Here is a 26006-nt window from a genome sequence, read left to right as displayed (position 1 = left end):
CGGCTGGAGCTGCGCGGTCATCGAGAGGGCTCAGCTGACTGTCACCGGAATTCCGTTGAGGACGCCGTTACCCGAGGGCTCGTCAACGAACTCCGGCGGGGACAGCACGTTGGTATTGCAGCCGGGCGAACTATTCGCCACTGACATCCGGGTGCCTGGCTTGCCGTGACCCCACCCGTGCGGCATGGACACGACGCCCGGTCTGATCGCATCGGTGACCTCGACGGGGACCTTGATCTCACCAACTTCCGATTTCACCGTGACGATGTCGCTGTCGTCGACGCGACAGCGTGCCGCGTCCTCAGGATGCATCAGCAGGGTGCAGCGGTCTTTGCCCTTCATCAATGCTGGCACGTTGTGTAGCCAGGAGTTGTTGGAGCGCAGGTGCCTTCGGTTTACCAGGACCAGCGGGTCGGCACGTCGCTCCATCCGCGCGGCCAGTCGCGCGAGATCGTCGATCAGGTACGGGGGCGCGAGTTGGATCTTTTTGTCCGGCGTGCCAAGGATGTCGGGCAGCTGCGGCACCATCGGCCCGAAGTCGATTCCATTGGGGTTCGCCTTGAGCAGGTCCAGCGTCAGCCCACCGGGATTCTCGCCGTATCTGTCCCCGAACGGTCCCGTCCGCAGCGTGAGGTCCAGCATCCGCTCCGGGCCGCCGTGCGGGTACAGCGCGCGGATCGCCGCCCCGTCGAGTCCCTGGGTGAAGGCCAGATAGTCGAAGAATCCGTCGTCGATCGCGGCGACGTCGACCTCCTCGGCGGGAGTGCCGGTGCACAGGCCTGTGAGTCGGATCAGGATCTCCCACTCGTGCGGCCGGTCGCCCGGATCGAACACCGGTCTGGAGTAGTTGGCGAAACTGCGGATTGCGAATTGCAGTACTAGGTCGTCGTGGTGCGGTTGCTCGAATGGTGACAGCCCGGGCAAAATCACGTCGGCGTGCCGGGTGGTCTCGTTGAGCCAATTGTCAACGGAAATCATGGCTTCCAGCATCGGCAGAGCTTCGTCGAGCTGGTCGCCGCCGGGCGAAGACAACACCGGATTGCCGGCGATGGTGATCAGCGCCTTGAGCTGCCCCTCCCCCGGTGTGGCGATTTCCTCGACCATGCATGACACCGGCACCTGGCCGAGCACTTCTTTCGCTCCGCGAACCCGCGTGTGCCAGCGGCCGAATTCCGGGACCCCGCCCTCGAGTCCGGGCAACGGCTGCGTGGTGATCGACCACGCCGCGGGTCGCGGGAACATCGCGCCGCCCGGGGTGTCGAAATGACCGGTCAAGATGTTGATGACGTCGACCAGCCAGCTGGCCAGGCTGCCGAACTCCTGATTGCACAAACCGATTCGCCCGTAAAGAACCGACCTGTCGGTGCCAGCGAGTTCGCGGGCGAGGTTGCGGATTCGGTCTTCGCCGATCCCTGTGACGGCACTGACCCGGCTCGGCGGCCAGTCTGCGGCGACAGCGCGCATCGTTTCGAGACCCTCGACGTGCGGAGCTGGTTTAACCAGACCCTCGGCGAACAGCGTCTGAGCGACCGCCAGCAGCAGCGCCGCGTCGGTGCCCGGCACGATCGGCAGCCACTCGTCGGCGTGCGCGGCGGTCTGGGTGCGCACCGGGTCAATCACGATCACCTTGCCGCGCTTGCGAATCGCGCCGATCAGCCCCATCACGTTGGGAGCGGCCAGCAGCGAACCCTGCGACGCCGCGGGGTTGGCGCCCATGATCACCAGCAGGTCGGTTCGGGCGACGTCTGGCACCGGAAAGGTCCACCAGCCGCCGTACATCAGATGCGACGATAGATTCTTGGGCCATTGGTCGACCGTTCCGGGCGAATAGGTGACGGGCATCCCCGACATTCCCAGCAACACGCCCGCGTAGCGCGCCAGCGAGAACGAATGTGCCAGTGGATTGCCGGTGTAGGCGGTGACGGCACCGATGCCGTATTTCTGAATCACCGGCGCCAGCAACTCGGTACAGCGCCTGAACGCTTCATCCCAACTGGCTTCCCGCCAACCGCCGTCAACCTTGACCATGGGCTGCCGGATTCGGTCCGGGTCTTCGTGCAGGGCACCTAGCGAGGCGCCCTTGGGGCAGATGTGCCCACGGCTCCACACGTCGTCGCGGTTGCCACGGATGCCGGCGACCTTGCCGTCCTGGATACGAATTTGCAAGCCGCACATGGCTTCGCACAATGGGCAGGTATGCAGGTATCTGCCGTCTTCGGGGCTGCTCACCCACCCACTGTATTACGCTACCGTTAGTATCGGAAGTGGTGATGCGGGGACGGCCGAATCATAATTTCCGGATGGATCACCTTGGCACGCTGCTGCCAGACCGCGTCTGTGTTGTCACCGGTGGCGGTGGTGGAATCGGCGCGGCAACCTCTCGGCTGTTCGCTCAACACGGGGCACACGTGGTGATCGCCGATATCGACGCCGAACGGGCCCGCCAGACCGCGCAGGAGATCAGCGCCGCCGGCGGGTCCGCGATGGCCGTTGTCGCCGATGTCCGCGACGACGAGCAGGTCGGCGTGCTGGCGGCCGCGGTGCTGGAACGACACGGCAGGGTGGACGTGCTGGTGAACAACGTGGGCCACTGGGTGCGGCACCCCGGCAGCTTTGTCAGCACCGACCCGCAGTCCTGGGACGAGCTGTACCGGGTGAACCTGCACCACGTCTTCCTGGTCACCCGCGCATTCCTGCCGGCGATGATCGACCGCCGGTCGGGCGCGATCGTCAACGTCTCGTCGGTGGAAGGCTTGCGCGGCTACCCCGAGGATCCGGTCTATGCCGCCTTCAAGGCCGCCGTCATACACTTCACCCGCAGCCTGGCGGTCCAGGTGGGCCGCGACGGCGTGCGGGTGAACGCGATAGGCCCAGACGTCACCGAGTCGTTGCAGGTGCCGTACTCGCGGTGGCTGTCCACCGAGGAACAGGCAAAGTGGCCGCGGTGGGTTCCCCTCGGGCGGATGGGCGTGCCCGAGGACCAGGCCCGGGTGATTCTGTTTCTCGCCTCGGACCTGTCAGCGTTCGTCACCGGCCATACCATTGCGACCGACGGCGGCACGGGTGCAGCGGGCGGCTGGTTCCGCACCTCGCGACGCGCGGACCGGGATTGGACGAACCGCCCTTTCGAAGCCTGACAGTTGTCCTGGCTGTTACTCAGCCCAAGGTGGTGTGCATCAACATCACGTCGTAGGCCGACCACAGCGACAGGTTGAAGTAGACGTCCTTGCCCGTGGTCCAGGGATGCATCATGGGCGCGTAGATGCCACCGGGCATCTGGAAGCTCGACACCAGCAGATGCTCGGGACTGTAGGGACCCTGCGGTGCCGGCGCGGTCCTGGCCACCACGTCGTTGGCGCCGTTGGTGTACATCACCAGGTACTGCTTGAGATAGGTGTTGTATTGAGCCGACATCTCCGCCACTGGGCCAGGGATGACGGGAGTTGCCGCCGACGGTTTGTTCGGCACCCAGGAGTTCGAATCACCATTCCAGTACTCGTATTTGGTGAGATCCGGGATGAACCGCTGCGGCACGCGCGTTAGGTGCGCGGCACCGCCGCGACCATTCGGTGTGCCGAACGAGTACAGGTAGCCGTCGTTGCCCTTGACGTAGGCACCCATCTGGAAGTTCTCGTTGCCTTCCACGTATGGGACGCGCGCGGCGTCGGGCCCGTTGGCGCGGATGGTGCCGGGATACACCGACCAAGTTTGGCCGTTGTCGGTGGACATCGCGATGCCGGAATAGTTGGTCCACCACTCCCCATCTCGGCCCCAGTCCTTGATCGACATGAAGTTGATGTACTGGGTTTTCCCGACGGAGATGGCAGCGGTCGGGATGATGCCGGTCTCTTCCTTTGCGTACTTGATGCTGTTGATCACCTGCCGGGAGAAGCCCGGCTGCTGGGTCGGCGAACCGGCGTAACGGTTGGACGGGTCACCGGCGGCCACGTGCATTCCGTGGGACAGATCGTGGTCATTGCTTCGGAAGAGCACGTTGTATCGCCATTGGTCGCCCTTGACGGCGCAGTACCCGAAGGTGTCGCCGAAGGCCATTAGCACCTGATGGTTGGCGGGATCGCCGTTGTCCCAGAGAATCCCCAAGTCAGTCCCGGAGATCCCGAAGCGTTCCAGCGTTTTGTTGGGGCCGTCGGGACCGGTCACCCATTCGACTAGCGAGGTGTTGGAGCCGCCGAGTGCTCCCATCGCGTCCGGCGCACCGGGTGGGGCGGCCGCTGGCTCGGGCGCCGGGTTCGGCGGAGGGGCGGCAGCCTCCGGGGCCATCTGGGCGGCTTGCGGCTGCTGGCCTGCGGCCGGCGGTGTGGGAGCGGGTGGTGCGGGGTTGGCGCCCGGCACGCGCGCCTGCTGTTGCAGCGGCGCAGAGTATCGCTGACCCGGTTGCAGCATTCGCTGCAACGGGCCGATCCGGGGCAGCGGCGCCCGGTCGTTCGCGCCGCGGGGCCGCTTGTTCAGCGGGCCGAGCACCTTGCCCCCCGGATTGGTCACCACTGCGTTCGCTGGGGGCGGAACATTCGCCTCGGGCGCGCTGCATGGCAGCGCGTTCGCTGCCGGCGCCAGGCCGATCGGCAGGATTAGACCGACAGCGGCCGCGGCTGCCAGCGATACCGAGACGAAGCGAGGAATCGCTGACATGTCACACCTCTCCAGAGCCCGGACGCGAATTGACGTCCGTAGTGGTTGATGTGACGATAGTGAGCAATGGGACGCTTGTGACCTGTGGGCAGCCAATAGGTACGCGTCCGTGACCGTGTCGCAATCCATCCGTTGGCCGGTCCGGTAGCCGCAGACCGAAAAGAAGCTGTGCGCAGGCGATTTCGTCCCCGATGGGCGAGGTAGGCCGGACACTTCTACGCCGGACGCCGATGCACTGAGAGCCATTTCATGCTTAGCCTGCCCTCGCGCTGGATATATACGCTTGGGCGCGGTTCGGTTCGGGCACGAACGATCGAGGAGGCACGGTGGTCAGCAACGGCGGTTCGCAGACTGGCGATAGGGACCGCCCGGAAGTCTGGCCTGGCAAGGCCTACCCGCTGGGCGCCAGTTACGACGGATCCGGGACCAACTTCGCGGTGTTCAGCGAGGTTGCCGAGCGGGTCGATCTGTGCCTGTTCGACGACGGCGGAGCCGAAAGCAGGATCGCTTTGCCAGAGGTCGACGGTTTCGTCTGGCACGGCTTTTTGCCCAGCGTCCAACCCGGCCAGCGCTACGGGTACCGGGTGCATGGCCCGTATGACCCCGCCAACGGTCAGCGTTGCAATCCGAACAAGCTGCTCCTGGACCCGTATTCGAAGGCGATCGACGGCGCCTTCCAGTGGGGGCAGCCGCTGTTCAGCTACAACTTTGGCGACCCCGATAGCCGCAACGACGAGGATTCGGCCGCCGGCATGCCCAAGTCGGTGGTAATCAATCCCTACTTCGACTGGGGCGTGGACCGGCCACCGGGCCACGAATACGCCGACAGCCTCATCTACGAAGCCCATGTAAAAGGTTTGACCGAAACCCACCCCGACATCCCAGAACGCAGCCGCGGCACCTACTCCGCGATCGCACACCCGGCGATCATCGAGCATCTGACCAACCTCGGGGTCACCGCCATCGAGCTGATGCCGGTGCACCATTTCGCCAACGACTCGACGCTCCTGGAAAAGGGACTGTCGAATTACTGGGGCTACAACACAATTGGGTTCTTCGCACCCGACTCCAAGTACGCCCTGGCCGACACGCCCGGCAGCCAGGTCCAAGAGTTCAAGGCGATGGTACGAACGCTGCACGAAGCGGGCATCGAGGTGATCCTCGACGTGGTCTACAACCACACCGCCGAAGGTAATCACATGGGCCCCACCCTGTCGATGCGCGGCATCGACAACGCCGCCTATTACCGCCTGGTCGACGACGACAAGCGCTACTACATGGACTACACCGGCACCGGTAACAGCCTTAACGTCGGGCATCCGCACACCCTGCAACTGATCATGGACTCGCTGCGCTATTGGGTCACCCAGATGCATGTCGACGGATTTCGCTTCGACTTGGCCTCGACCTTGGCGCGCGAGTTCTACGACGTGGACCGGTTGTCGGCGTTTTTCGAACTTGTGCAACAGGATCCAATTGTCAGCCAGGTCAAGCTGATCGCCGAGCCGTGGGATGTCGGGCCGGGCGGATACCAGGTCGGCAACTTCCCGCCGCAGTGGACGGAATGGAACGGTAAGTACCGCGACACTATTCGCGACTTCTGGCGTGGCGAGGATGCCATCCTGTCCGAGTTCGCCTCACGCATCACCGGTTCGGCCGACCTGTACGAAAACACCGCGCGACGCCCGGTGGCCTCGATCAACTTCGTTACCGCGCACGACGGCTTCACGCTGCGAGACCTGGTCTCTTACAACGAGAAACACAACGAGGCCAATAAGGAAGACAATAACGACGGCGAATCGCACAACCGGTCGTGGAACTGTGGCGTCGAGGGCCCCACCGACGACCCGGAGATCAACGCGCTGCGCGCCCGGCAGCAGCGCAACTTCCTGGCGACAAACATCCTGTCGCAGGGTGTTCCAATGATCTGCCACGGTGACGAGCTAGGCCGCACTCAGAACGGCAACAACAACGGTTTCTGCCAGGACTCCGAGCTGACCTGGATCGACTGGGAGAACGCCGACACCGACCTCATCGAATTCGCTCGTGCGGTAGCCGCGATTCGCGCCGATCACCCCGTGTTCCGCAGGCGTCGCTTCTTCACCGGCTCCCCCGTTCGCCACCGCGGTTCCGAAGGCATACCGGATATTTCGTGGTTCCGCCCAGACGGATCGGAGATGAGTGACGAGGACTGGGACTCCGGGTTCGGGAAGTCGGTCGCGGTATTCCTCAACGGCCTGGGCATTCCCGGCACCGACGCGCGCGGGCAACGCATTACCGACGACTCCTTCATGCTGTGCTTCAACGCTCACCACGAGCCGATCGAGTTCGTCCTTCCCCCTGATGAATTCGGGCCGGGCTGGCTCCCCGTGCTCGACACCACCACCGCGACCGGCCGGCTCACCGACCAGGACGCCTTGGTGCCACAGGGCAAGATCTTGGTCGAAGACCGCGCGGTGCTGCTGCTGCAGCAGACGCATGCCGATTGAGGCCGAACCGGTTGAGCCCCGCCAGGCCGGGTACCACTCGAAAGTGCCTGAATTCGGACTGCTCGTCATCGGTAGCGGCCCCGCCGGGGTGTCCGCGGCCGCTTCATTTCGCGAACACGACTCGGACTCTAGGGTGCAGATCTTCACCGCCGACGCGGATGTGCCCTACGAGCGGCCGCCGCTGAGCAAGGAGTACCTTCGCGGCGAGACCGACGACGTAACGCTGCATTCCGCGGATTGGTTCACCGACCGCGCTATCGAGTTGAACCTCGACTGTGCGGTCGAACGGCTCGACCTGGCCGAGCGGACAGTGCATATCAACGGTCGCAGACACCCGTTCAACACTCTGGTGCTGGCATGCGGCGTTTCGCCCCAACCACCACCAATCCCCGGCGGCCACCGGGCCTTGCTGTTGCGTTCGCTGGCCGACGCGACCGCACTGCGTACCGCAGCCCATGGCGCGGACTCCGCGGTGGTGATCGGTTCCGGTTTCATTGGCTGTGAGGCCGCGGCGTCGCTGGCACGGTGCAACGTTGCGGTGACTCTGGTTGCGCCCGAGCCACTTCCGCAGGAGCGACGGCTCGGCGCCGACGCCGCCACCCGGCTCAGGGACCTGGTCAGCGACACCGGCGCCCGACACGCGGGCGGGGTCGGTGTCGTCGAGATCTTCGAGGCGGGAGTGCGACTGGACAACGGGGTCACCATCGACTGCGACCTGGTCCTGGCGGCTACCGGCGTCACGCCCCGCAGTGCCCTGGCCGCCGACGCTGGCTTGAACATACGTGACGCCCGCGTTGTGGTCGGCTCCGATATGGCCACGTCGGCCGAAGGGGTTTACGCGGCCGGTGACCTCGCACTGGCGCGCCACACGGTCGCCGGCCGCCACCTAGCCGTCGAGCACTGGCAGGACGCGACCGACCAGGGTGCCATCGCGGGAGCTGCTGCCGCCGGCGAACAGCCGAAATGGGATGCGGTTCCTGGGTTTTGGACCACGATCGGCGAAGCAACCCTGAAGTACCACGCGTGGGGCGACGGCTTCGAGCGCAGCCGGCTGATCGACCATCCGGACGGGTTCACCGTCTGGTACGAGTCCGGCGGCGCGACCGCAGGCGTCCTCACCTTCAACCGTGACGACGACTACGACCTCGGCGAGCGACTGATTTCCGAATCCCGGCCGGCACCCGTTCGCACCTGGTAACCGACCGGATTCGGGCCGTTGATTGCGGGGTATCAGCACCGGCGTCGCCCACATCAGAGCATCGGAGGACATCTTCAATGAGCGCGAAGTCCAAAGCCCTGTACATGCCGCTGTCGATTGCCACCAGCGTCACGGGCGGCCTCTTGGCCGGCGCGGTCTTCAGTCAGGTATGGAAACGACTTGGTGACGACGAACAGGCCCCGCCGGACCCTAGGGACCTGAGCAACTCCACCCGCGCCGCACTGATCGGCGCGGGCCTGCAGGGTCTGATCTTCGGCGTCGTCAAGGCCGCGGTCGATCGGGTCGGCGCGCGTGGCTACCAGGCGGTCACGCACGAATCTCCGATGCCCTGACACTCGCCGGTACAGCAATAGAACGTGTTACAGTTTTGCCGACCGGAGCATCCGGCGACCGTGCGCAAGGAGATCCGGATGAAGTCAGCTCGGCGAAAAGCCCGGTGGCACAGTTGATGCGGACGGCACAGTTGAATCGGGAGTTATGACCCAGCCGGTGAGCAAAGCTCGGTCGCTGGCGATTGTGACCGTGGCCTACCTGATCGCGGTAGGAGTCGCGGGGGCTTGGCTAATTTGGGGACCGACCACTGGCCGGCTATGGCTGGACACCTTCGTCGCCGACGTGCTGGCCACCCTGGTCGTTTTCACATTCAGCAGGGTCTATCGCAATTCCAGCTTCTACGACGCGTACTGGAGCGTCATACCGCCGCTGATGACGTTCTACTGGTGGAGCCAGGCTGTGCCAGGCGTCGACTGGTTGCGCTGCTGGCTGGTTGCGGTCCTAGTCACGGCGTGGGCGGTGCGGTTGACCGCCAACTGGGTCTACGGCTTTCCCGGACTGCACCACGAGGACTGGCGTTACTCGATGTTCCGTGAGCGCGCCGGACGCTGGGAATTCGTCGTCGACCTGGTCGCGATCCACCTCGTCCCGACCGCGCAGGTGTTCGCAGCCATGCTCCCCGTCTACGTCTGCGTGACCCACCCCGGACCGAGCGTCACCTGGCTTGCCGTCGTCGCTTTCGCGATTGGGCTTGGAGCGGTAACGATCGAATTCGTCGCCGACGTCCAGTTGCATCGGTTCATTGCCAATCGTCGCCCGGGCGATGCGTTGGCCAGTGGGTTGTGGAGTTGGTCGCGACATCCAAACTACTTCGGGGAGTTCAGTTTCTGGTTCGCCCTGGCACTGTTCGGGGTGGCTGCCTCGCCCGCGGACGGATGGTGGCTGTTCGTCGGGGCGCTGGCCATGTTGGCCATGTTCCTCGGCGCCAGTATCCCGATGATGGAGACGCGCAGCCTGCAACGCCGCCCCGACTATCAACAGATCGTCGACCGGGTACCGCGTTTTGTCCCGCGCCCGCCGCGGCGGCTGCCGTCGTGAGCCGCAAACGCGTCGTCGTAGCGGGACTGGGTGACGTCGGTCTGTTGACTGCGATCCGGCTGGCCCCGCATGCAGACGTCGTCGGGATCTCGGTGAAACCCGGCTTGCTCAGCGGTCAGGAACTCGGCGTCCGCCTCGCCCGCCCCGACGACTGGGCTCGCGATTATTGGATTCCGTTCGACCGGTTTCGGCGCCTGGACGGGGTGCGAACGGTGCAGGCCGAGCTGACCGGACTGGATCTGGATGGTCGCGCCGTGCTGGCCCGCGACCGCGACGGGACCACGATCACCGAACCCTATGACGCGCTGGTGATTTCGACCGGAGTCAGCAACGGATTCTGGCGCCGCACCACGCTGCAGTCGGCGGCCGAAGTCGGCGCACGACTGTACGCCGACCACGAGCAACTCGGCGTCGCGAAATCGGTGATCGTCGTCGGCGGCGGAGCGGCGGCGGTGAGCAGTGCCGTCAACCTGGCTACCACCTGGCCGGACAAACAAGTCGACCTGTACTTCCCCGGCGAACGACCGCTGGGTGAGTATCACCCGCGCATCTGGGAGCGGGTCCGCGCCCGGACGGCCCAGCTGGGGATTGGCCTGCACCCCGGGCATCGCGCCCTGATACCCGACAGCTTCACCGGTGAGGAGATCACCAGCGATCCGGTTCGGTGGAGCACCGGACAGGGCCCGGCCGTCGCCGAAGCCGTGCTCTGGGCGATCGGGCGGGTCCGTCCGAACACCGGCTGGCTGCCGCCCGACCTGCTTGACGAACACGGGTATGTTCGGGTCACGCCTGAATTGTGGGTGCCCGGCCATCGCGAAGTGTTTGCCGTCGGAGACGTCGCCGCCACCGACCCACTGCGCAGCTCTGCCCGCAATCGTGGAGATGCGTTGGCGGCTCGTAACATTCGAGCCGCATTAGCTGGCCGCCCACTGCGCAGCTTCCGGCCACCCACGCGACGATGGGGTTCGCTGGTGGGTATCCAGCCCGACGGGCTGGAGGTGTTCTTCCCCAATGGGCACGCGTTCCGCTTTCCGCCCTGGGCGGTAGAACGGGTGGTGATGCCGTGGGTGGTCCGCTGGGGCATGTACCGCGGGGTACGCGAGAACCGGCCATTCGGTTGAGGAGAGTGAACGGTGGAGATGTGGGAGCTCGTTGCGCGCGAACAGATTCGGGATACTCTGGCGCGTTACAACTGGTCGGGTGACGCCGGGCGGGTTGCGGCGCTCGCGCAGACGTTCCGCGCCGACGGTGTCCTGGAGATCCGCGGGATGCAGTCGCTTCAAGGGCGGGACGCAATCGAGGGATTCCTGGGCAACGTAGCCGGCAACGTCGGGGCCGCGGGCGCGAACGTCAAACCGATCGTCCGACACATCCTGACCAACGTGATATTCACCGAACTGACTCCGCAGCGCGCCCGGGTGTCGTCGTACTTCACCGTGGTCACCCACGTCGGCCTGGACCACATCGGGCGCTATCGCGACAGCTTGGTGCCCGAAGGCGACGCATGGTTGATCGAGCATCGCACGGTGTCGACCGATTGGGCCGCGCCCAACTCGGCGATGGCCGGCAGCTAACTGCCCGAACGGGCGCCGGCGCTGAGCCGCGCAGCCAGCGCAGCCGCCACGAAACACCCGAATGCCGTCCAACCGTCGGCGCCCGTCAGGCCGTTCTTGGCCAGCAGCACCAGCGCAACACCCGAGACACAAATCAGCGCACCGGCCATTTTCGATCGCGTACCGGTGGCGTGAATCGGGGCGTCCCACCATGGCAGCCGACGGTGTTCGAGCGGTGAGAGCAGCCGGAACGTCACGATCATGACGCCGGCGAACACCACGGCACGCAGCGCCAGCAGTTCCCAGAACCCCGGCGCATGCACGTCGTAGGCGTCCAGTCCGAATCCGTTCAGGGCGAAAGCCGCGACGGCGATGGCCGGAATGTGCCACAGATATAGCGTCATCGCTCCCGCATTGCCCATTGCCACGACGCGCCAGACCCGGGGCCGGGCCGCCCAGCGCCGGATCGCCCCAGCGGCTGCCACGAATGCGCACGACATCCACGTGCAGTGCAGCGCGAGCAGCAACGTCGGCGGTGACACATTCGACATCCGCTCGGCGCCGGTGACCACCAACGACACTTCATAGCAGCCGGCGACGGCAAGGGCGACTTGCGCGGCCAGCGCGCAGACCGCTGTCCACACCGCAGCGGCCACCTTGATCAGACCCCGCGCGTACCCGACGCCGATCACTACAGGGATCAGCCAGACGATCAGAAAGTTCGCCACACCGGATTCCGCCGTGCCGACCGTGAACCGGATGCCGTCGACGGCAGTCGCCGCCGCTAGGAGACCGCCCACCACCAGCCCGATCGAGCGTCCAGAACGCAACCGGGTCAGCACGGGCACAAAAGCCAGGGCTACCAGGTAGACGCCGAGAAACCACAGCAACGCGACACACTCGCGGCCGAGGTCGGCCGCCGATTCCTCCCCGAGCGCCTTGCCGGCCACTACCAGCGCGGCCGCCCACGCCGCGAGATACCAGAACACCGGTCGGCACAGTCGCTGCGCGCGGGTGAACAGCCACGAACCCCACGCCGTGCCCTGATGCCAGCCGTAAGCACCGGCGGCACCTCCGGCCAGGAAGAACAGCGGCATGACCTGAACCAGCCAGGTGATCGGGGCAAGCTCCGGCAAAGCGCCGAGCAGGTTCCCGATGTGTACGCCATCGGAGTCGACAGTGCCGAGCAGTAGTGCGCAATGCCCGAACATGACGACGATCAACGCGGTCAGTCGTGCAACGTCGACGGCTCGGTCGCGTTCCCGGGTCGCGTTGTCGGACGGCGCGCCGGGTTTGAGGGTGGCGAGAAGCATTCGACCAGCATGCCCAAAACCGGGCGGCGACGATTGAGTAGTCCTACCCGAACCCTGCGTCGCGCAACGCCCGCGCCATCGAGTTCGAACCGCCTGCTGGCTGGGCGTCGCGGGGTCGGGGGCTAGCTGTGTGCTGCGGACGGCGCTGCTGACGTGGGTTGTCACGGTCGCCACGCCGGTCCCGTTGCGGATTGTCGCCGAGGCGCAGGCTCAGTCCGATCCGCTGGCGTTCGACGTCGACTTCCATCACTTTCACCCGTACCACCTGCCCCGAGCGAACGACCTCGTGCGGGTCGGCGACATAGCGCTCGGCCATCGCCGAAACGTGCACGAGGCCGTCCTGGTGCACTCCGACGTCCACAAATGCGCCGAACGCAGCCACGTTGGTGACCACCCCCTCCAGAATCATCCCAGGCTGCAGGTCCGCGACCTTCTCGACCCCGGCGGCGAATTTGGCGGAGTTGAACGCGGGCCGAGGGTCGCGGCCCGGTTTTTCCAGTTCGGCAATGATGTCGGTCACGGTCGGGACACCGAAGCGATCGTCGGCGAAATTGGCCGGGTGAAGTTTCCGCAGCGTCCGCTCGTCGCCGATGATCTCGGCCAGGTCCATCCCAGAGTGGTCCAGGATGCGCCGTACGACCGGGTACGCCTCGGGGTGCACGCCGGAGGCGTCGAGTGGATCGTCGCCCCCGCGGATGCGCAGGAAACCGGCGCACTGCTCAAATGCCTTCGGGCCCAGTCTCGGAACGCTCAGCAGCGCGCGACGGTTGGGGAACGGGCCGGTTTGGTCGCGGTAGGCCACGATCGACTCCGCCAGGGATTCGGAGATACCGGACACCCGCGCCAACAGGGGCACGGATGCGGTGTTCAGGTCGACCCCCACGCCGTTGACCGCATCCTCGACCACCGCGTCCAGACTTCGGGCAAGGATGCCCGGCGTCACGTCGTGCTGGTATTGCCCCACTCCGATCGATTTGGGTTCGATCTTGACCAGTTCGGCCAGTGGGTCCTGCAGGCGACGCGCGATCGACACGGCACCGCGCAGTGTCACGTCGAGTTCGGGAAGCTCGTGTGCGGCGTAGGCGGACGCCGAGTAGACCGACGCGCCGGCCTCGCTGACCATCGCCTTGACCGGGGTTTTCGCTGTGCTGCCAGCGACGCGGATATCCGCGATCAGCTCGTTCGCCAGTGCGTCGGTCTCGCGTGAGGCGGTGCCGTTGCCAACGGCGATCAGCTCGACGCCGTGCCGCAGGACCAGAGCGGCCAGTGTTGCCTTCGCCGAATCCCATTGCCGCTGAGGCTGATGCGGATAGACGGCGCAGGTGTCCAGGACTTTGCCCGTGCCATCGACAACGGCCACTTTCACGCCGGTGCGAAATCCAGGGTCCAAGCCCAGGGTGGTGCGGGCGCCGGCCGGCGCGGCCAGCAGCAGGTCCTTGAGGTTTCGCGCGAACACGGCTACGGCGTCGGCTTCGGCGCGTTGACGCAACCGCATCCGGGCGTCGACCGACGCCGCGAACATCAGTCGGGTGCGCCACGCGAAGCTCACGGTGGCCGCCAGCCACCGCGTGGCGGGCGCCGTCGAGGACAGGGTCACGCCCAGCGTGCGCGCGATCATCGCCTCGTACTCATCGTCCTGACCTGCCTCAAAGGTGAACGACAGGACCTTCTCTTTTTCGCCCCGCAACACCGCGAGGACCCGGTGCGACGGCATCTTCTCCACCGCTTCGGAGAAGGCGAAATAGTCGCGAAACTTCTGCGCTTCAGCACTTTTCGCGGTTTCTTCAGACCAGGGCGAGGTACGCAGTGTCGCTCGTGACCAGAAGGATTCTCGGATGGCACCGACCAGTTCGGCATCCTCGGCCACTCGCTCTACAAGGATGTGCCGGGCACCTTCGAGTGCTGCAGCCACGTCGACGACATCGGGGAATTCGTCGCCGGTGAAATCGGTCGCGGCGTCCTCGGGAACCAGGTTGGGATCGGCAAGCAGTCGGTCGGCCAGCGGCTCGAGCCCCGCTTCCCGGGCGATCTGCGCCTTGGTCCGCCGCTTGGGCTTGTATGGCAAGTAGATGTCCTCTATGCGCGCCTTGTTGTCGGCGGCCAGCAGCGCGGCTTTCAAGGTGTCGGTGAGCTTGCCCTGCTCCTCGATTGACGCCAGCACTGCGGACCGTCGTTGGTCGAGTTCGCGCACGTAGTGCAATCTGGCTTCCAGGGCCCGTAGCTGCCCGTCGTCGAGACTGCCAGTGACCTCCTTGCGGTAGCGGGCGATGAACGGGACGGTGGCGCCTTCGTCGAGTAGGCGCACGGCGGCGTCCACCTGCGCCTGCCGGATCGCCAGTTCCTCAGCGAGACGGGCATTTACGGGTTTGGTGGTGGCTGTTTGAGTCACGCGCAGGACCCTACCGAACGCCGCCGACAGCGCTGGTCATTCCGGCCGTGGCGAGCCTCACGATTCCGGCTCGTGTGCCTACCGACCCCGCGGATAGCCGCGGCGGACAGTCCGGTCCAGGATCCCCAACGTCGCGCGCAACGCGAGTTCGGAGATGACCGGGAAAATTCCGGCGTCGCGCCACTGTTGGTCGATGTTTGACCAATCGTAGAACGACGTCACTACGGTGCCCGCGCCATCGTCCGCCGGTCGCAGCCGGTAGCCGTAGACGTGACCGATCTGTGGCCGGAGCTGGCCGAGGATCGTCCACGCGATCAGCCGGTCCTGTTCAAACTCGGTGATCTCGACTGTGACGTCGTACTTGCCCAACTGCGGAAAGTCGTTGAGTGACTCGCGATCCATATGCACCACGAAGCTGTCGCCTACCGCACGCACCGCCTCGCCGTCAGCGTCCTGCAGCATGCCCGAGGAGTCGATAGCCACGTGGCCTTGCGGATCGCACAGCACCGCGAAAATCTCGGATGCCGGCGCCGCAATAGTGCGATCGGTCTCGATACGGTCGCTCATCGGTCCTCGCAGCCATTGGGGACGGCTCACTGGGAGCCCGCCCCTCACTGTACGACCGGCTCGAAGTCAGGCGATCAGCTTGGTCAGCTAGTTCGGATCCCTCAGGTTCCTGCCGCCGACCGATCCGCCTCCTTGGTAAGTGAGGTTATGCAATACTAACTTTCTCGTGGACGGCTAGAGCAGCTAATTGAGGAGATGAGATGCCCGGCTTGGCTCCGCCTGGTGGACCGCATCTTGGAAATGAGCCGATGGTTCGCACGCTCGCTGAATGCGCCTCATGACGGCTCCGGTTTGGATGGCGGCACCTCCCGAGGTGCATTCGACGTTGCTGAGCAGCGGCGCGGGTCCCGGATCGTTGCTGGCTGCCGCCGCGGCTTGGAATGCGCTGGGCGCGGAATACGCCGCCGTCGCGGCGGAATTGTCCGCCGCCTTGGCCGCCGTTCAAGGCAGCTCCTGGCAGGGGCCGACGGCCGCGGCCCACGCCACGGCCCATGTGCCGTATCTGGCCTGGCTGACGCGAATGAGTGCCGACAGCGCGCGTGCGGCCACACGACACGAGGTGGCCGCTGGCGCCTATTCGGCGGCGCTCGCCGCGATGCCGACCATGGCTGAGCTCGCGGCCAACCATGCCATGCACGGCGTGCTGATCGCGACGAACTTCTTCGGGATCAACACCATCCCCATCGCCATCAACGAAGCGGACTACGTACGGATGTGGATCCAGGCCGCCACGACGATGAGTGTCTATCAAGCGGTTTCGTCGTCCGCGCTCGCGAGCGCGACACCAACGGACCAGTCACCGCGCATTCTGGCCGCCGAAGCGGCACCCGCCGAACCCGCGACCACACCGCCCACCGACCCGATCGAAGAGCTGCTGGCCTGGTCCGAGCACTTCACCAGCATGTACCGAGCACTTAAGGGGCTGATTCTCGACCCGGTCGGCACGGTCATCCGGCTGATCACCGACTTCGCAACGAACCCGGTCGCCGCCGTCACCACCTGGATGCCCCTGATCTATGTGTTCCTCTACGCGGCAACATTCGCCGTGATGGGCACACCCATCTACAACGCGATCGCGGCACCTTTCGGCGTGATCCCGCTTGCCTTGGCGCTCTGCACTATCTCGGTCGCTTCCGAGGTCCCCGCCGCGCTGGTCGCCGAGGCCCCGCCGGTGCCGGCCGAACAACAGGTCACCCCCGTTGCCAGCGTCACCCCCGCTATGACCACCGCCGGTGTGCCGCCCACACCGAGCAGCCTGCCGTCACAGGCGCCGGCGGCTACCGCCACCGCGGCCGCTCCCCCGCCATCGGGCTTCCAGGGATTCGCCTATCTGGTGGGCGGTGCCGGGCCCGGGCCCACCATGGGACCGCCGCTACGCACCCGGGCCAGCGCGAGCGCACCGGCATCTGGAATCACCGCCGCCAGCGCCGCATCGGCAGCCGCCAGCGCCAGAGCCAAAGCCCGTCGACGTCGACGCGGCGACGTCAAGAACCGCGGCTACCGCGACGAATACCTCACCCTCGACGACACCCCGGACTGGACTCCGGACGAACAGCTGGATAACGACGTCGCAGGGTCGGACGCCGGAGCCGGACCACTCGGATTCACCGGTACCGCAATGAGATCCAGGGTTCGTGAGGCAGCCGGGTTGACCACGCTTGCTGGCGACTCGTTCACCGATGCACCCACCGTTCCGATGATGCCGGGCAGCTGGGGCGGCGACCCCGACGGTGCGAGACCGTCGGCGAACTGAGCCAGGCACGTCACTGATCGCCCGGCGAAACGCCTCTACGTCGTGACGTCGACGCCTACGCTTTCGGGGAGACACGACGGCGAGGGGCGGTCACGTTGCAGCAGCTGAGTTGGAGTGACGACATGATGTTGCGGGCCGAGGGGCCCGCGACACCGCTGCAGATCCAGATGCTGCTGATCTACGACCCATCGACGGCACTCGGCGGAAAAGTGACCTTCAAGGGCATTCTGGAAGAGCTCGACGCCAGGCTGCACTTAGCGGACGTCTTTCGCCGGCGGTTGACCGAGCTGCCAGGTGGTCTGCATATGCCCTACTGGGTCGACGACCCGAACTTCGACCTGGAGTACCACGTCCGCCACATCGGGCTGCCGCAGCCGGGAGACTGGCGGCAACTGTGCATTCAGGTGGCGCGACTACACGCACGGCAGGTCGACCTGCGCCGCCCGCCGTGGGAGATCACGGTCATCGAAGGTCTCAACGCCGTGCCGGGTGTGCCGAAAGGCTCCTTCGCCCTGGCGCTGAAGCTGCATCACTGCGCGGTCGACGGCATGGCCAGTGTGCAGATGATTGCGGCGCTGCACGACTTGGCCGCCGACAGTCCCCGCCCGCCGGGGCCGGACCGACCGTGGCGTCCAGCGCCGCTGCCATCGGCCTCCGAGCTGCTCTCGCGGACGGCGGTCAACGCCGTGCTGCACCCCGTGCGGGCCGGCCGGGTCGTCGCGTCGAGTGCACCGCAACTGGTCCGTGTTCTGGCGGGCATGCCCGGAAAACTGGTCGGCGGCCTGCTGAAATCAGTTTCCGACGGCCGACCCGCAAACACGCTGTTTCCGCCGAAAACCCGGTTCAACCAAGCGGTCTCGCCACACCGGGTCTTTGAGGCCCGATTCCACGACCTGGCCGACGTCAAGCGCATCAAGGCGAGTGTGCCGGGAGCTACTGTCAATGACGTGGCACTGGCCTACGTCGGTGGAGCGCTGCGCCAGTACTTGGCCGGCCACGGCGAACTGCCCGACGAGTCGCTGGTCGCCGCATGCCCGATCTCGCTGCGCGACGCGGGCGACACTAGCGGCAAGGGCAACATGTTGTTCGGTCGGTTGCAGGCTCTGGGTACCGACATCGCAGATCCCCTGCGGCGGTTAGCCGTCATTGCCGAGTCCACTGCCCGGAGCCGGTCCGAAGAAGAGCACGCCACCCGAACCCAGGTGCTCGAGCTGGTGGCGACGCTGCCTACGGTGCTGCTGGGCGTGACAGCCAAGGCAGCCAGCGTGCTGCCATTCTCCGGTCCCACCGTCGCGAACACCACGGTGACCAACGTGCCGGGCCCCACCGAACCGATCTATTTTCGCGGCGCACGCCTGTTGCGCGCCGCGGGCCTGGGACCGTTGATCGGTGGCCTGAACCTCTGCCACGTGGTCGCCAGCTACAACGGCACTTTGTGCATCAGCGCCACTGCCGACCGCGACGCCCTGCCGGACCCGGCGAAGTACGCCGAATGCATGGACGGCGCCTTCACCGAGTTGCTCGCGGCCGTGGGCTGAGGCTGCACACCGAGCAGAATCGGGCCGTTCGACCCTGCCTCGGGGGCCGTGAACAGGTATATCGTGGCGACCACGTGCAGGAGCGTGATCGGCGATGGGTTCATTTAGTTTCACTGTCAGGCCGAGCGGTAGGCCGCCGAACCGGATGCCGTCGTCGGCGCTGCGCACCATGCATGAACGCTTCGTCGCGGGTGAGGTCGACGCGTCCTTTCTCTTGTCGTCCAGCCTGCGGCGCGTTGTCGCCGAAAGCTGGCAACGCAGTCTGGCCAAGGGTGTCGACCCCGATCTGCACGGAGCGCCGGCGTCCGCAGTCTCGGTCGACGTGGCCCGGATGCGCACGGCGCATCCGCTGTGCCCGGCCCTGCCGGTGATCCGGCGGTTGCTGGTGGACGACGCCGTCGAAGCCGGCGTCATGGTGGCGATCTTCGGCGCAGAGGGCACGCTGCTGTGGGTCGAAGGCGACCGGACGGCTTGTCGCCAAGCCGAGGCGATGAACTTCGTGCCGGGCGCGGACTGGAGCGAACGCGCCGCCGGCACCAATGCCCCCGGCACGGCGCTGGCCCTGAACACCGAACTGCAGATCGGCGGCTCCGAGCATTTCTCACGGATCATCCAGCCCTGGAGTTGCACCGCGGTCCCGGTGCACGACCCCCTCAGCGGTGCTGCGCTAGGCGCGGTGGATGTTACGGGTGGGCCCGAAGTCGCGCTACCGCACACGTTGGCGCTGGTTCGGGCCACGGTTGCAGCGGTAGAGAACCACCTCGCGGTACTGCGTCTGACCGCGACGAGTCCCGTCGAGGACGACGCACCGAGGCTGGTGGCGTTGGGTACTGATCGCGCCCGCTGGCAGGTCGTCGACGAACATGGCCGGCGGCACAGCACCACGTTGACCGGCCGACACGCCGACATCCTTGCGCTGTTGAGTAGGCATCCGGAAGGTTTGAGCGCAGATCACCTGGCGGTGCTGCTCGACGAGAACGACTTGGACGTGGTGACCGTCCGCGCAGAGATGTCGCGGCTGCGCAAGGTGATCGGTGCCGACGTCATCGGGTCACGCCCCTACCGGCTATTGGGCGAGATCACTAGCGACCTCGGTGACGTCTTCGACGCGTTGCGTGCCGGCAACGCCGCCGCCGCACTCTCGCACTATCGCGGGCCGCTGCTGCGGCAGTCGGTGTCACCGGCGATCGCGCGACTGCGTACCGAACTCAGCACGAGCTTGCGCAGCGCGGTGATGGCATCCAAAGATGTTGGATTACTTCGTCGTTGGCTCGAGCTGCCTGATTCTCGAGACGACCGCCGAGGGTGGGAGGCACTGCGCGACAGCGCCAACGCGCCGCCGGCGGCACGTGCCGAGGCCACTGGTCACCTGGCCGGCCTGGACTTCGAATTGGCCTGAGGATCCCGGATTCCCGTGCAACTGTGATGCAACGTTGAGCGGCCTAACGTTGGTGAGGTCCGACACAGTTCGGGTCCACAAGCGGATGGCCGAAGGAGGCAACAATGACGTTGTACGCACGCCCGGGATCGCCGGATGCGTTGATGTCGTACGAATCGCGGTACGGGAACTTCATCGGCGGCGACTGGGTGGCGCCGACTGCGGGCAGATATTTCGAGAACCCGACGCCGGTGACGGGCCAGTCGTTCTGCGAGATCGCTCGGTCCGATGAGACCGATGTCGAGAGGGCGCTCGAGGCGGCGCATGGCGCCGCCCCGGCGTGGGGCAAGACGGCTCCGGCCGAACGGGCGGCGATCCTGAACAAGATCGCTGACCGCATTGACGAGCACACGCCCGCGCTGGCCGTCGCCGAGGTGTGGGACAACGGGAAACCGATCCGGGAGGCCATTGCCGCCGATATCCCGTTGGCCGCCGATCACTTCCGGTATTTCGCCGCTGCGATCCGTGCCCAGGAGGGTTCCCTGTCGCAGATCGACGAGGACACTGTGGCCTATCACTTCCACGAACCGCTCGGGGTGGTGGGCCAGATCATCCCGTGGAATTTCCCGATCCTGATGGGTGCCTGGAAGCTGGCTCCGGCGCTGGCGGCCGGAAACGCGGTGGTGCTCAAGCCGGCCGAGCAGACTCCGGCCTCGATTCTGTACCTGATGTCGCTGATTGGTGATCTGTTGCCGCCCGGGGTGGTCAACATCGTCAACGGTTTTGGCGCCGAGGCGGGCAAGCCGCTGGCGTCGAGCAACCGCATCGCCAAGGTCGCCTTTACCGGCGAGACCACCACCGGTCGGCTGATCATGCAGTACGCGTCGCAGAACCTGATTCCGGTGACCCTCGAACTCGGCGGCAAGAGCCCCAATATTTTCTTTTCCGACGTGCTGGCCGCTGGCGACGACTTCCAGGACAAGGCGCTAGAAGGGTTCACCATGTTCGCCCTCAACCAGGGCGAGGTTTGCACCTGTCCGTCCCGGGCGCTGATTCAGTCCGACATCTACGACGAGTTCCTGGAACTGGCGGCCATTCGCACCAAAGCTATCCGGCAGGGCGACCCGCTGGATTCGCAGACCATGCTGGGTTCGCAGGCCTCCAACGATCAGCTGGAAAAGATCTTGTCCTACATCGAGATCGGCAGGGGCGAGGGCGCCAAGGTGATTACTGGCGGTGAGCGCGCCGAGTTGGGTGGCGACCTGTCCGGCGGTTTCTACATGCAGCCGACCATCTTCGCCGGCAACAACACGATGCGGGTCTTCCAAGAAGAGATCTTTGGCCCCGTCGTTGCGGTCACCCCGTTCGACACTTATGACCAGGCCATGGACATCGCCAACGACACGCTCTACGGGTTGGGCGCGGGAGTGTGGAGCCGCGACGGCAACACCGCCTACCGCGCCGGTCGGGAAATCAAAGCCGGACGGGTGTGGACCAACTGCTACCACGCGTATCCGCCGCACTCGGCGTTCGGTGGGTACAAGCAGTCCGGTTTCGGCCGCGAAGGCCACAAGATGGCGCTCGAGCATTACCAGCAGACCAAGAATCTGCTGGTCTCCTACCGCAACAAAGCCCAAGGGTTTTTCTGATCCCGCTTCCTACCAACATATTTCACGATTGGATCGACATCATGACCCAGACACTGGCAAGCGCTGCCGCCTCGGCTACCGATACTATGCGCGCGGCCGTCGTCACCGAATTCGGCCAACCGCTGCAGATCGAAGAACTCGACCTACCCACCCCCGGGTATGGTGAAGCTCTGGTCAAACTCGAGACCTCCGGGGTCTGTCACACCGATCTGCATGCGGCGCATGGTGATTGGCCGGTCAAGCCGCAACCACCCTTCATACCTGGCCACGAAGGATACGGCACCGTCGTCGCACTCGGCCCCGGGGTCGATGACGTGAAGATCGGCGATAAGGTCGGCAATGCCTGGCTCTGGTCGGCGTGCGGGAGCTGCGAATACTGCCGCACCGGTTGGGAAACGCTGTGTGAGAGCCAACGCAACGGGGGCTACAGCGTCAACGGCAGCTTCGGCACCTACATGTTGGTCAATGCGGCCTATGCCGCGCGCATCCCCGACAATGCCGACCCTCTGGAAGTGGCGCCTATCCTGTGCGCCGGCGTCACCGTGTACAAGGGACTCAAGGTCACCGACACCAGACCGGGTCAGTGGGTGGCGATCTCCGGTATCGGCGGGTTGGGCCATATCGCGGTGCAGTATGCCCGCGCGATGGGGCTGCGGGTGGTCGCTATCGACGTCGACGACTCCAAGCTCGCGCTGGCGAGCAACCTGGGCGCCGAGGTAACCGTCAATGCGCGGGATTGTGATGTTGTCGCCACGGTGCAGCGGGCTACCGGCGGCGTGCACGGGGTGCTGGTCACCGCGGTACATCCAGAGGCGTTCGGCCAAGCGATCGGGCTGACCCGCCGAGGCGGCACTATCGTGTTCAACGGCCTTCCACCCGGCGACTTCCCCGCGCCGATTTTCGACATTGTGTTGAAGGGCCTCACGATTCGTGGCTCGATCGTCGGTACCCGGCAGGACATGGCAGAGGCGCTGGACTTCTATTCTCGCGGTCTGATCCGCCCCACCGTAGCCAGCGCCAGGCTCGACCAAATCAACAACGTATTCGACCAGATGCAGCGGGGTCGGATCGACGGCCGCGTGGTCATCGATTATCGGTGAGACCCGACGTGCTGCTTTGGTGAGGCTGCGCTTGCTGGCGCGACGGGCCTTGGTGCGGTTGGCTTTACCTCGTGCGTCACGATTCACCGCGTCGATCCGCGCGACGACGGCATCCGGCCGAGCCGCATGTACCGGGCACCTCGGGTCGCCTGAACTGGCTACGTGCGGCGGTTCTCGGCGCCAATGACGGCATCGTGTCGGTGGCAGGCATCGTCGTGGGTGTTGCGGGCGCGACGGTGCAGCGAGGCCCCATCTTCACCGCCGGGCTGGCCGGGCTGGTGGCGGGCGCGGTGTCGATGGCGCTGGGCGAATTCGTTTCGGTATCCAGCCAGCGCGACAGCGAGCGAGCCCTACTCGCCAAGGAACGTGACGAACTGACTCGGGCGCCCCGCACCGAACTGGCTGAGCTCACCGCGATCTATGCGGCCAAAGGTCTTTCACCACAGACGGCGGCGCGCGTGGCCGAGGAACTTACAGCCCATGACGCCTTCGCCGCGCATGCCGAAGCTGAACTGAAGATCGATCCGGGCGACCTGGCCAATCCCTGGCACGCCGCGGCGGCGTCGAGCGTCGCCTTCACCACCGGGGCGTTGCTGCCGCTGCTGGCGATCCTGCTCCCACCGGCTACCTGGCGGGTGCCGGTGACGTTCGTCGCCGTGCTGATCGCCTTGAGCCTGACCGGAGCGCTCAGCGCGCGCCTGGGTGGGGCGAGCGTGCGGCGCGCCGTGACCCGCGTCGTGCTCGGTGGTGCTGCGGGCTTGGCACTCACCTATGGCGTCGGACACCTATTCGGCGCCGCCATCGATTGATCGGGGCGGTGGCGGCGTTGGTCCTCCCGGAAAAAGGACTTTCGGCAGGCGCGCTATCCGGCAGCTGCTCATAACCTGGTGTTATGACTCACCAAATCCACGACGACACTGGCGCCGCCGTCCTGTCGGCCAAGGAATGTTGGGAGTTACTTGGAGGTACCTCATTGGGGCGGCTTGTCACCGCCGTCGACGGGCGACCCGAGATCTTCCCGGTTAACTATGCGGTGCAACGCAAGACAATCCTGTTTCGCACCGCGGGTGGCACCAAACTGGTGAGCACTGCGATTAACAACCAAGTTGTCTTCGAGGTCGACGACCACAACGTCACCGAGGGATGGAGCGTGATCGTCAGGGGTACCGCCCGCTCGGTGCGTGGCGACGAGGAGATCGCGGAAGCCGAACGCGCGCAGGTGCTACCGTGGACCGGCTCGGAGAAATCACATTATGTGCGGGTAATTCCAGAGATCATTTCTGGACGGCGATTCCAGTTCACCCCGGCGGGGCGCTAACGCAGATCCACGGCACTAACTCTGATCTGACCAACGGAAAACCGTTAGGCACGCGATCAAGCCGCCGACGCTCCAAGCGGTCAGAATCAGGAAGATGCGCCAAAGTTCCCAGCTTCCCGCTGGTTCGAAGGCCACCATTTGCGGCGGCAGCAACACTGACCGAAATCCTTGTGCCATCCACTTGACCGGAAATAGCGAACCGATGGTCAGCATCCAGGCCGGCAGCGCCATGAGCGGCACGTAGGTCCCGGACACGAATTGCAGGCCCACGGCTGGGCCGTTGGTCATCACGGCGGCGGAGACCGCGTTGCTGGCGAAATTACTGATGAAGATGCCCAATAACGAACAACTGACAATGCCGAGCGAAAACACCCACCATAGCGTGAACCAGCCGAAAGCGCTGTCGGGCAAGCGCAAGTCGAAGATCGACACCCCCACCGATAGCAGGATCACGGCTTCGGCAATGCTGGCGATCGCGACCAGCAGTATTTTGCCGATGAAATACGACGAGGCTGTTGCCGGTGTTCCGCGAAGCCGTCGCAGGGCACCATTGTCGCGATCGGCGGCAATGCTGATACCGAGGTTGATGAACGACGTCGAGAGTATGCCGTAAGCGAGCATGCTGGCCGCTATCACTGCGCCAGTGCTGGTTTCGCTTCCCGGCAGCTTGCTTGAGAAGATTGAGCCCAGCAGAACGCAGATCACCGCCGGCATGGAGAAGGTCAGGCCGACCTGCTCGGGGCGACGGTAGAACATCTTCAATTCCGGTCCCACGCGAGATAATCCGATTCGCAGCGGGGACGGCAGTGTCACCGACGCGGCCGCACGGCGCCGTGGCGGCTTGTCGCTGTCCAGGTGCTCGGCGTTCGTCATCCCCGGCCGATCAATTGCAGGTAAGCGTCCTCCAGTGTTGGACGAGAGACGGTTAGCTGCGCCAGTTCGCGGCCGTCCTGGGATCGCTGCCTAATCAAGTCGGTCGGGCGGTCCGTCTCCACCGCGAAGACCTCGCCCCGCTCCGTCCACCGTACGGTCGCCGCCGAACTCACGTGTTCGGTCAGTCTGTCCGGTGAGTCCACCGCCACCACACGCCCACCCGAAATGACTGCGACACGATCGGCAAGTACCGCCGCTTCCTCCAGGTAATGGGTGGTGAGCAGGATAGTGGTGCCGTCACGCGCCAACGACCTGATGAGGTCCCAGAACTGGCGGCGCGCTTCCGGGTCGAAACCTGTGGTCGGTTCGTCCAGGAACAGCAGCTCGGGCATACCGACGATACCCAGAGCCACGTCCAGTCGGCGGCGCTGCCCGCCGGACAGCGCTCGCACTCGCTTACCGGCCACCGCGCCGAGACCGGCCAACTCCAGGGCCTCGCCCGGAACCCGGCCCGTCCCATAGCATTTCGCGAACATCTGCACCGTTTCCGCCGCTGTGAGCATCCCGGCATCGCTAGCTTCCTGAAGCACGATGCCGATCCGGGCTCGCCAGCTGCGCCCGGCAGTTCCAGGGTCTTCGCCCAGCACCAGAACCTGCCCGGCATCACGGGTACGGTGGCCTTCGAGTATTTCGATGGTTGTCGACTTGCCAGCCCCGTTGGGGCCGAGAATCGCGAAGATCTCGCCGCGGCCGATGTCGAGATCCACCTCCCGCACCGCCTGGGTCCGCCCGTATGCCTTGGATAAACCCCGGACATGTACCGCCGGGGGCTGATCCATCTCGATG

21 protein-coding genes are annotated in these 26006 nt (G+C 65.5%); 14 read left to right on the top strand and 7 right to left on the bottom strand.

The features are described 5' to 3' along the window. Window positions 1-30 precede the first annotated feature (30 nt). Entirely contained in the window at window positions 31-2175 is a 2145-nt protein-coding gene (locus H0P51_RS14205) for a molybdopterin-dependent oxidoreductase (protein ID WP_246398808.1), read from the bottom strand. Between the two features lie 125 nt (window positions 2176-2300). Between H0P51_RS14205 and H0P51_RS14200 the strand changes: the two genes are divergently transcribed. Next, window positions 2301-3137 carry an SDR family NAD(P)-dependent oxidoreductase gene (locus tag H0P51_RS14200; protein ID WP_180913471.1) on the top strand — a complete coding sequence of 279 codons (837 nt, stop codon included), beginning with the start codon at window positions 2301-2303 and terminating at the stop codon, window positions 3135-3137. Window positions 3138-3156: 19 nt separating this feature from the next. Here the strand turns inward: H0P51_RS14200 and H0P51_RS14195 are convergent, their stop codons facing one another. Further along, window positions 3157-4650: a glycoside hydrolase family 183 protein gene (locus tag H0P51_RS14195; protein ID WP_180913470.1), complete on the bottom strand. Its 1494-nt coding sequence runs from the start codon at window positions 4648-4650 to the stop codon at window positions 3157-3159. 326 nt (window positions 4651-4976) lie between these two features. Between H0P51_RS14195 and glgX the strand changes: the two genes are divergently transcribed. The 6 genes from glgX (at window position 4977) to H0P51_RS14165 (ending at window position 11303) form a co-directional block, all read left to right on the top strand. Further along, window positions 4977-7139: a glycogen debranching protein GlgX gene (glgX, locus tag H0P51_RS14190; protein ID WP_180913469.1), complete on the top strand. Its 2163-nt coding sequence runs from the start codon at window positions 4977-4979 to the stop codon at window positions 7137-7139. A 43-nt stretch (window positions 7140-7182) separates the two neighbouring features. Beyond that, window positions 7183-8337, top strand: a complete 1155-nt coding sequence (locus H0P51_RS14185) for an NAD(P)/FAD-dependent oxidoreductase (RefSeq protein ID WP_246397956.1) — start codon at window positions 7183-7185, stop codon at window positions 8335-8337. A 77-nt stretch (window positions 8338-8414) separates the two neighbouring features. After that, window positions 8415-8690: a DUF4235 domain-containing protein gene (locus tag H0P51_RS14180; RefSeq protein ID WP_180913467.1), complete on the top strand. Its 276-nt coding sequence runs from the start codon at window positions 8415-8417 to the stop codon at window positions 8688-8690. A gap of 145 nt (window positions 8691-8835) precedes the next feature. Next, window positions 8836-9729, top strand: a complete 894-nt coding sequence (locus H0P51_RS14175; RefSeq protein ID WP_180913466.1) for a DUF1295 domain-containing protein — start codon at window positions 8836-8838, stop codon at window positions 9727-9729. Then, window positions 9726-10850: an FAD-dependent oxidoreductase gene (locus H0P51_RS14170; RefSeq protein ID WP_180913465.1), complete on the top strand. Its 1125-nt coding sequence runs from the start codon at window positions 9726-9728 to the stop codon at window positions 10848-10850. The genes H0P51_RS14175 and H0P51_RS14170 overlap by 4 nt, the downstream gene beginning before the upstream one ends. 12 nt (window positions 10851-10862) lie before the next feature. Further along, the gene (locus tag H0P51_RS14165; protein WP_180913464.1) at window positions 10863-11303 is read left to right on the top strand and encodes a nuclear transport factor 2 family protein; all 441 of its coding nucleotides are present in this window, start codon (window positions 10863-10865) and stop codon (window positions 11301-11303) included. On the opposite strand, the gene H0P51_RS14160 is transcribed toward H0P51_RS14165, so the two are convergent. The 3 genes from H0P51_RS14160 to H0P51_RS14150 all read right to left on the bottom strand — a co-directional run bounded on the left by H0P51_RS14160 (window position 11300) and on the right by H0P51_RS14150 (window position 15551). Further along, window positions 11300-12595: an acyltransferase family protein gene (locus H0P51_RS14160; RefSeq protein WP_180913463.1), complete on the bottom strand. Its 1296-nt coding sequence runs from the start codon at window positions 12593-12595 to the stop codon at window positions 11300-11302. The two genes, H0P51_RS14165 and H0P51_RS14160, sit on opposite strands and share 4 nt — an antisense overlap. A gap of 43 nt (window positions 12596-12638) precedes the next feature. Beyond that, a complete protein-coding gene (locus H0P51_RS14155; protein WP_180913462.1) occupies window positions 12639-14984 on the bottom strand; it encodes a Tex family protein in 2346 nt (781 codons plus the stop codon). Between the two features lie 78 nt (window positions 14985-15062). Beyond that, window positions 15063-15551, bottom strand: a complete 489-nt coding sequence (locus tag H0P51_RS14150) for an SRPBCC family protein (RefSeq protein ID WP_180913461.1) — start codon at window positions 15549-15551, stop codon at window positions 15063-15065. Window positions 15552-15828: 277 nt separating this feature from the next. Between H0P51_RS14150 and H0P51_RS14145 the strand changes: the two genes are divergently transcribed. From H0P51_RS14145 to H0P51_RS14115, 7 genes are all read left to right on the top strand, one after another. Beyond that, on the top strand, window positions 15829-17304 hold the full coding sequence (locus tag H0P51_RS14145) for a PPE family protein (RefSeq protein WP_180913460.1): 1476 nt from the start codon (window positions 15829-15831) through the stop codon (window positions 17302-17304). Window positions 17305-17399: 95 nt separating this feature from the next. Beyond that, the gene (locus H0P51_RS14140; RefSeq protein WP_180918629.1) at window positions 17400-18842 is read left to right on the top strand and encodes a WS/DGAT/MGAT family O-acyltransferase; all 1443 of its coding nucleotides are present in this window, start codon (window positions 17400-17402) and stop codon (window positions 18840-18842) included. A 94-nt stretch (window positions 18843-18936) separates the two neighbouring features. Continuing rightward, on the top strand, window positions 18937-20241 hold the full coding sequence (locus tag H0P51_RS14135; protein ID WP_246398678.1) for a sigma-54-dependent transcriptional regulator family protein: 1305 nt from the start codon (window positions 18937-18939) through the stop codon (window positions 20239-20241). 104 nt (window positions 20242-20345) lie between these two features. After that, the gene (gene exaC / locus H0P51_RS14130; protein WP_180918628.1) at window positions 20346-21869 is read left to right on the top strand and encodes an acetaldehyde dehydrogenase ExaC; all 1524 of its coding nucleotides are present in this window, start codon (window positions 20346-20348) and stop codon (window positions 21867-21869) included. Between the two features lie 41 nt (window positions 21870-21910). Continuing rightward, the gene (gene adhP, locus H0P51_RS14125) at window positions 21911-22969 is read left to right on the top strand and encodes an alcohol dehydrogenase AdhP (RefSeq protein ID WP_180918627.1); all 1059 of its coding nucleotides are present in this window, start codon (window positions 21911-21913) and stop codon (window positions 22967-22969) included. Between the two features lie 71 nt (window positions 22970-23040). Continuing rightward, the gene (locus H0P51_RS14120) at window positions 23041-23778 is read left to right on the top strand and encodes a VIT1/CCC1 transporter family protein (RefSeq protein WP_180918626.1); all 738 of its coding nucleotides are present in this window, start codon (window positions 23041-23043) and stop codon (window positions 23776-23778) included. 83 nt (window positions 23779-23861) lie between these two features. Continuing rightward, window positions 23862-24287, top strand: a complete 426-nt coding sequence (locus H0P51_RS14115) for a pyridoxamine 5'-phosphate oxidase family protein (protein ID WP_180918625.1) — start codon at window positions 23862-23864, stop codon at window positions 24285-24287. Window positions 24288-24302: 15 nt separating this feature from the next. On the opposite strand, the gene H0P51_RS14110 is transcribed toward H0P51_RS14115, so the two are convergent. Together H0P51_RS14110 and H0P51_RS14105 are read right to left on the bottom strand one after the other, a co-directional pair. Continuing rightward, entirely contained in the window at window positions 24303-25061 is a 759-nt protein-coding gene (locus H0P51_RS14110) for an ABC transporter permease (RefSeq protein WP_246398676.1), read from the bottom strand. A 95-nt stretch (window positions 25062-25156) separates the two neighbouring features. Beyond that, complete coding sequence (locus tag H0P51_RS14105; protein WP_180918970.1) at window positions 25157-25999, bottom strand: ABC transporter ATP-binding protein; 843 nt, start codon at window positions 25997-25999, stop codon at window positions 25157-25159. Between the last annotated feature and the right edge of the window lie 7 nt (window positions 26000-26006).

The organism is Mycobacterium vicinigordonae, assembly GCF_013466425.1.
Lineage (GTDB): Bacteria > Actinomycetota > Actinomycetes > Mycobacteriales > Mycobacteriaceae > Mycobacterium > Mycobacterium vicinigordonae.
The sequence above is the reverse complement of the archived record's forward strand: the minus strand, read 5'-3'. Positions and strand labels throughout refer to the sequence as shown.

What these genes read in the sequence shown, in the direction of transcription:
- H0P51_RS14105 (WP_180918970.1), bottom strand. Translation starts at nt 25,999, where the DNA reads ATGGATCAGCCCCCGGCGGTACATGTCCGGGGTTTATCCAAGGCATAC.
- H0P51_RS14135 (WP_246398678.1), top strand. Translation starts at nt 18,937, where the DNA reads ATGGGTTCATTTAGTTTCACTGTCAGGCCGAGCGGTAGGCCGCCGAAC.
- H0P51_RS14150 (WP_180913461.1), bottom strand. Translation starts at nt 15,551, where the DNA reads ATGAGCGACCGTATCGAGACCGATCGCACTATTGCGGCGCCGGCATCC.
- H0P51_RS14200 (WP_180913471.1), top strand. Translation starts at nt 2,301, where the DNA reads ATGGATCACCTTGGCACGCTGCTGCCAGACCGCGTCTGTGTTGTCACC.
- H0P51_RS14145 (WP_180913460.1), top strand. Translation starts at nt 15,829, where the DNA reads ATGACGGCTCCGGTTTGGATGGCGGCACCTCCCGAGGTGCATTCGACG.
- H0P51_RS14205 (WP_246398808.1), bottom strand. Translation starts at nt 2,175, where the DNA reads ATGTGCGGCTTGCAAATTCGTATCCAGGACGGCAAGGTCGCCGGCATC.
- H0P51_RS14195 (WP_180913470.1), bottom strand. Translation starts at nt 4,650, where the DNA reads ATGTCAGCGATTCCTCGCTTCGTCTCGGTATCGCTGGCAGCCGCGGCC.
- H0P51_RS14160 (WP_180913463.1), bottom strand. Translation starts at nt 12,595, where the DNA reads ATGCTTCTCGCCACCCTCAAACCCGGCGCGCCGTCCGACAACGCGACC.
- adhP (WP_180918627.1), top strand. Translation starts at nt 21,911, where the DNA reads ATGACCCAGACACTGGCAAGCGCTGCCGCCTCGGCTACCGATACTATG.
- H0P51_RS14115 (WP_180918625.1), top strand. Translation starts at nt 23,862, where the DNA reads ATGACTCACCAAATCCACGACGACACTGGCGCCGCCGTCCTGTCGGCC.
- H0P51_RS14175 (WP_180913466.1), top strand. Translation starts at nt 8,836, where the DNA reads ATGACCCAGCCGGTGAGCAAAGCTCGGTCGCTGGCGATTGTGACCGTG.
- exaC (WP_180918628.1), top strand. Translation starts at nt 20,346, where the DNA reads ATGACGTTGTACGCACGCCCGGGATCGCCGGATGCGTTGATGTCGTAC.
- H0P51_RS14180 (WP_180913467.1), top strand. Translation starts at nt 8,415, where the DNA reads ATGAGCGCGAAGTCCAAAGCCCTGTACATGCCGCTGTCGATTGCCACC.